Source organism: Micromonospora sp. NPDC003776 (genome assembly GCF_053605645.1).
This window is the reverse complement of the sequence record NZ_JBSGJR010000434.1, coordinates 1-6,130: the sequence shown is the minus strand read 5'-3', so window position 1 is coordinate 6,130 and position 6,130 is coordinate 1. Positions and strand designations below refer to the sequence as shown.

Annotated in this window: 3 protein-coding genes; 1 reads left to right on the top strand and 2 read right to left on the bottom strand. The window is 71.0% G+C overall.

Annotated elements, in window-relative coordinates; genetic code table 11:
* On the top strand, nucleotides 1-2,121 hold a 2,121-nt coding region (locus ACWEVO_RS27310), incomplete at its 5' end, for a hypothetical protein (RefSeq protein ID WP_452310361.1).
* A 12-nt stretch (nucleotides 2,122-2,133) separates the two neighbouring features.
* Here the strand turns inward: ACWEVO_RS27310 and ACWEVO_RS27305 are convergent.
* Complete coding sequence (locus tag ACWEVO_RS27305; protein ID WP_452310360.1) at nucleotides 2,134-3,630, bottom strand: glycosyltransferase family 87 protein; 1,497 nt, start codon at nucleotides 3,628-3,630, stop codon at nucleotides 2,134-2,136.
* 131 nt (nucleotides 3,631-3,761) lie between these two features.
* A partial coding sequence (locus ACWEVO_RS27300; RefSeq protein ID WP_452310359.1) for a transglycosylase domain-containing protein occupies nucleotides 3,762-6,130 on the bottom strand: 2,369 nt, incomplete at its 5' end.

The following is a 6,130-nucleotide window of genomic DNA, read 5'->3' as shown; positions in this document are numbered from 1 at the left end:
GCCGGCGACCGCCATGCGCCGGGCCACGTCGCCGACGCCGCGGCGACCGAAGGGGCCGGCGGAGCGACCCCGGACCAGGGCACCGAAGGGACAGCTCCCGCCAACGCAGCGGCGACCACCGCCGGGGCCGGGAACAAGGGCGGCACCGGTGCGGCGGCCGTCGACGCCGCCACGACGAAGGCCGGCACCGGAGGTGGCGCCGCCACGCCGGGCGCGACCGACCCGAGCGGCCGGACCGCCGACGGGACGGCCGACGGCACGACGCGTACCGGCAAGGCGGACCCGAGCGATCCGGCGAAGGCCGACGACACGGCCGGGCCCGCTGAGGGTACGAAGCCGGACGACCCGTTCACCGCGTTCGGCCCCGCCCCTGATCCGGTGTTCGGGCGTTTCCGCCGGGCGGTCCGCGCGGTGGGCCGGTTCCTGGTCCACGAGTGGACCCTGGCCACCGTCGCCACGCTGGCGCTGGCCGTCCTGATGACCTGGCCGACCCTGCGCTACCCGGCCTACACGCTGCCCCAGGACTACTGGGACCCGAGCCTCCAGGCCTGGCAGATGGCCTGGTCGGGGCACATCCTGCTGACCGACCCGGCGCAGCTGTGGAACTCCAACACCTTCTTCCCCGACCCGTGGAGCTTCGCCTTCTCCGACACCCTCCTCGGGTACGCGCCGGCCGGCATGATCGGGCACGGTCCCGAGGCCGCCCTGGTGCGCTACAACATCATGTTCGTGCTAGCGCACGCGCTCGCCACGCTCGGGGCGTACGCGCTGGCCCGCCAGCTGGGCGCGGGCCGGATCGGGGCGGCGGTGGCCGGGGCGAGCTACGCCTACGCGCCCTGGCTGCTGGCGCAGGCCGGGCACCTGCACATCATCTCCAACGGCGGCATCCCGCTGGCGCTGGCGATGCTGGCCCGGGGCCACGGCTGGTCCCTGCGGTACGGGTACCGCCCGGGCCGCCGGCACGCCGGCTGGGCGTTCACCGGCTGGCTGGTGGCGGCCTGGCAGCTCAGCCTGGGCTTCGGCATCGGGCTGATGTTCGCGTACCTGCTGGCCGGCATCGTGGTCGTCTCGGCGGTGCTCTGGTTCGCCCGGCGCTGGCTGGTCCGGCCGGTGAAGCGACCGTTCGGGGGCCGGCTGTTCCTCGCCGACCTGCTCGGCGGCCTGCTCTTCGGCGCGGTCGGCGCGCTGCTGGCGGTGCCCTTCTTCAAGGTCGCGGAGCTGCACCCGAACGCCGCCCGGACGCTCGGCGACATCGCCATCTACTCGCCGCCGGCGAGCGGCTTCCTGACCGCCCCGGCGGAGTCGCGGGTCTGGGGTCAGCTGCACGAGGGCGCCCGGGCGGCGCTGCCCTGGCACCCGGAGATGACCCTGCTGCCCGGCTTCGCGCTCTACGCCCTGGCCGCCGGCGGGCTGTTCTTCTCGGTCTGGCGGGTCCGGCACCGGCTCTACCTGCTCGCCGGGGTGCTGATCAGCATGATCCTGGCCATGGGGACCCGGTTCTTCGGCGGCACCTGGACCTTCGTCCCGCTCTTCGAGTACCTGCCGGGGTGGAACGGGCTGCGCACACCGGGCCGGCTGATGCTCTGGGCCACCCTGTTCCTCGGCCTGCTCGCCGCCGGCGCGGTCACCGCGTTCTGCGCCCGGGTACGCGAACTCGCCGCCGAGCGGGTCCCCCCGTGGCCGGGGCCGTGGCTGCGACTGGCCACCCTGCTGCCGCTGCTGCTGGTGATCGTCGAGGGTCTGAACGTCACGCCGCACCCGGTGGTGCCGCAGCAGCCGGCGGCGATGCGCACCGTGGACGGGCCGATGCTGGTCCTGCCCAGCAGCCAGAACCTGGACCAGCCGGTGATGGTCTGGTCGACCAGCCGGTTCCAGCAGCTGGTCAACGGCGGCAGCGGGTTCACGCCGGAGACCCAGGCGAAGGTCCGTGACGTCAGTGTCGGCTTCCCCGATCAGGCCAGCATCGAGTACCTCCGGCAGCTCGGCGTGAAGAACGTGGTGGTGCTCCGGGACAAGCTCGGCGGGACCCCGTGGGAGGGGATCCTCGACAAGCCGGTCGACGGGCTGGGGGTGACCCACGAGGAGGTCGGCGACGCGGTGGTCTTCCACCTCTCCAGCTAGTGGAGTCGGCGGTCAGACGGTGACCGCTTCCGGCGTCCGATCCCTCGACCGGTGGCGGCGGAACCCGGGGGCGTCCTCGGCGCCGTCGAGGACGCCGCCGTCCGGGTCGTCGGCGTACGTGCCGCGCACCGCGTCCCGCTCGGGCCGCAGGATGTCCCGGATCACGAAGCCGCAGAGCACCGCGACGGTGACCAGCCGGAGGCTGGCCGCCAGCACGAAGACGCCCTCCGGGAACACCGGCCGGCTGGTGGCCGCGCCGAGCAGCTCACCGTAGAAGGCGACGAAGTAGCACACCTCGGCGAACTGCCAGGCCAGGAAGGCGCCCCAGCGCGGCCGGGCCAGCACCGCGAGCGGGAGCAGCCAGAGCACGAACTGCTGGGACCAGACCTTGCTGAAGATCAGGAAGGCGGCGACGACCAGGAAGGCGAGCTGCGGGAGCCGGGGCCGGCGGGGAGCGAACAGGGCCAGTGCGGCCACGCCGAGGCAGGCGAGGCCGAATAGCAGGTACGACACCCAGTTGAGGGTCGGGATGTGCGCGTTCAGCCACTCGAAGGGTCCGAGGTCACCGGGGGCCGACGGGCTGATCTTGCCGTCGAGGTACCGGCCGACGTACCAGAGGGTGCCCCAGTCGATGGGTCGGGTGGTGTTCAGGTCGAAGAACCGGTTCCAGCTCTCCCGGTACGGAATCGCCACCGGCAGGTTGACCACGACCAGCGCCACCAGGCCGGTGAGGGTGGCGGTGAGCGCGGCGCGCAGCCGGCCGGCGCGTAGCCCCAGCACCAGGATCGGGCCGAGCAGGAAGAGCGGCCACATCTTCGCCGCCCCGGCCAGGCCGAGCAGGACCCCGGCGGTCGCCGGTCGGCGGCGGGCCCAGGCCAGCAGCCCGAAGGCGGCCAGTCCCACGGCGAGCAGGTCCCAGTTGACCGTGGCGGTGAGCAGCAGGGCGGGCGCGAGCGCGAACATCGCGGCGTCCCAGGGTCGTCGTCGCCGCAGGTTGAGAAGGACGGCGACGGTGGCCACGGCGAGGGCGCCGAGCACCAGCGCGTTGAGGTTGTAGAACCAGCGGCCCTGGTTGATTCCCGGGTTGTCGACACCGAGGGCGTGCACCGGCAGGCCGAGCGCTCCCATGAAGTAGCCGGTCAGCACCGGATACTCGACCGGGTGGTCGGCGTAGGGCACCTTGCCCTCGTTGAGCCCCTCGGCGTAGTAGAGCGCCAGCACGTCGGTGTAGCACATCCGGGTGTACTGGACGTTGTTCTGCCAGGCGCCGTCCTGGCAGGGGGACTTCTGCACCCAGTGCATGGCGAGCGTCAGGCAGACCAGGGCCAGCACCACCCGGGCCGCCGTCCAGAAGCGACCTTCGCGGCCGGCCGGCCGGTCGAGCGCCACCGCGTGGTCGCCGAGCGGACCACCGATCAGCTCCGCCGCGCCGCGGACGAAACCGTCCGAGCGGGACGGGTGGTCGATCGTCCCGGTGTCGTCGCTGTCTGCCGTCGACTGGGTGCTCATGGAGAGGCATCCTGCCGTATCCGGGCCGGGGTTGGGAACGGATGCGCGTCGACCTGCGGCGGGTGACCGGTGGCCGGGACGGCCGATGGCGGCCGGACCCATGGCCCGGCCGCCGTCGTCAGGTGCCGCCGTCAGTACGTCTGTCTCGGTGGCGTGGTGGGGAGGATGCCGCCTCCGCCACCACCGTTGCCGCCACCGCCCGGCGGCGGCGGGAGGCCCGGTCCGGTGTTGCCACCGCCGTTGTTGCCGCCACCGTTGTTGTTGCCGCCGGGGCAGAGGCCGAACAGTTCACAACCCGGCTGCTGGCCCGGCGTCGGCTCGGGGGCCGGCGGCGGATCGCCGTTTCCGGTGTCGTCGTTGCCGACGTTCGCGGCGGGCGGGAAGTCCAGCTTCTCCTTGCCCCGGAGGGCGTCGTTCATGAACCGCTGGAAGATGGCGCCGGGCATTCGGGCGCCCATGATGTCCCGGCCGGTCTTGTCCTTGATCGCCAGCCGCTTGCCGACGTTGCCGACCCAGACGGCGGTGGCGAGCTGCGGGGTGTAGCCGATCATCCAGGCGTCGCCGTTGTGGTCGCTGCCGTCACCGAGCTCCCAGGTGCCGGTCTTCTCGGCCGCCTTGCGGCCGTCGTCGAGCGGGCGGTGCGACGACTTCGTCGGGTACTGCTCCAGCACCGAGGTGACGTCGGCGACGATGTCCTTGTCGATGCGCCGCTGCGGCTTGAGCTTCTCGCCGCCGACGCTCAACCACTTGCCGGTGCTCGGGTCCTGCTTCTGCACCAGCTTGACGAAGTGCGCCTTGTTGTAGACGCCGTTGTTCGCGAAGGTGGCGACGCCGTTGGCGTGGTCCAGCACGGTGACCGGGTACTGGCCGTAGCCGATCACGTTGAAGAAGGGCGACGGGGCAAGGTCCTTCGGGTCCGCCTTGGTGAGGTCGTACGCCTTGGCCGGGTTGGTGTCGGTGCGCCACATGGTGGTGACGCCGGCCTGCTTGGCCATGTCGAGCACCTTGTCGGGGCCGATCTGCTCGGTGATGTAGTAGAACGGCACGTTCAGTGACTTCAGCGTCGACAGCTCGAGCGTGCAGGAGTCGCCGCAGGAGACCTTGTCGGCACCGGCATTGGTGACCTTGAACTTGGTGTCCTTCGGGGTGAACGCCGAGCCCTTCCACCGCGACTTGATGGAGATTTTCTCCTTGAGGGCCGCCGCGAGGGTGTAGATCTTGAAGCTCGAGCCCGGTGAGTGGCCGCCGCTGAGTACGCCGTTGTCGATGTTCTTGCCGGCGTAGTCGGTGCCGGTGCCGTTGTCACCGCCGTAGTAGGCGCGCACCGCCCCGGTCTTTGGGTCGATCGCCACGACGGCGGCCATCAGGTTTTTGGGCTGGCCGTTGAGCTCGGAGCCCTTCCGGGCCCGCTGGGCCGCGTCCAGTGCAGCCTCTTGCATCTTGGTGTCGATGGTGGTGGTGATCCGGTAGCCACCCCGGCTCAGCGCCTGCGAGCAGACGGGCCGCTCGGGGGTGGCCGCCGCCTCGTCGTCGGTGCACAGGTTCATGTCGCGCATTTCCTGCGAGACGTAGTTGATCACGTTGCCGTACGGCGTGTTGACGCCGAAGTCGGCGCCGTTGGCCTTCGACGGCTTCTTGATCGTCTTCGGGTACTCCGTCGGGTGCGGCGGCATGTTCGGCGCGTCCAGCCACTTCTCGGTGATCATGCCGTTGATGACGTAGTTCCACCGCTCCAGCGCGGCCGTCGGGTTGATCGCCGGGTCGTAGCCCTTGTGCGTCAGGCTCGGCTCGGGCTGCTTGATCAGCGCGGCGAGCACCGCAGCCTCCGCCACGGTCAACTGGTTGGTGCGCTTGCCGAAGTAGGTCTGCGCCGCCGCCTCGATGCCGTACGCGCCGCGGCCGAAGTAGATCACATTCAGGTAATGCTGCATGATCGTCGGCTTGTCGTACTTGTCGTTCAGCTTGGAGGCGAGGATCGCCTCCTTCACCTTCCGGCCGTACGTGTCCTGGTTGAGGTTGTCGAAGGCGTTGCGGGCGTACTGCTGGGTGATGGTCGAGGCGCCCTGCTTGTCGCCACCGGTGAAGTTGTTCCAGGCGGCGCGGGCGATGCCCTTGTAGTCCACTCCCGAGTGCCGGTAGAAGTTCCGGTCCTCAGCCGCGGCGACCGCGTGCTGGACGTACTCGGGGATGTCCTTGATGGTGATGAGCTGGCGGTTCTGGTCGCCCACCTTGGCGATGGCGGTCGTGCCGTTACTGGCGTAGATGGTGGTCGACAGCGGCGGGGTGGTGTCCTCGGGCAGGATCACGTTGGTCGAGTAGTAGGTGAAGCCGACCACGCCGATGCCGGCGAGCATGATGAAGACGGCGAAACCGGCGATCAGCATGTTGATCCGCCGACGCTTCTTCGCCCGCGCCGCGGCCGCCGGGTCGTCACCGCGTCCACCCCGACCGCTCCGGCCGGGTCCGGTCGGGCCGCCCGGCCCACCGGGACCGCCGCCCG